Source organism: uncultured Mesonia sp., assembly GCA_947499595.1.
Lineage (GTDB): Bacteria > Bacteroidota > Bacteroidia > Flavobacteriales > Flavobacteriaceae > Mesonia > Mesonia sediminis.
This window is the reverse complement of the sequence record CANMOY010000058.1, coordinates 1-245: the sequence shown is the minus strand read 5'-3', so window position 1 is coordinate 245 and position 245 is coordinate 1. Positions and strand designations below refer to the sequence as shown.

Sequence of the window (245 nt, the reverse complement as noted above, 5' to 3'; positions counted from 1 at the left end):
CACACGGGCAGTGAATTTCATATAGCAGACCAACTGGGAATAAACACCTTGGTTGCTATTCCTGCGATAGGACGAAAAAGCCAAGCTCCAAACCCTGATTATAATGCTGAATATTTTATATATAATTCTAATGATGATACTTATACCTGTCCACAAGGAAAACAGTTAACCTCCAATGGCACACGTTACAAAGGGCGTAATTACACTTTCAAACAATATAAAACTAAGGCTTGCAAAGAGTGCCC

General features: G+C 38.8%; 1 pseudogene. It reads left to right on the top strand.

Going from position 1 to position 245, the window contains the following annotated elements:
• Nucleotides 1–245 (top strand): annotated as a pseudogene (locus ACH2AZ_RS12555) (IS1182 family transposase); the annotation flags it as partial.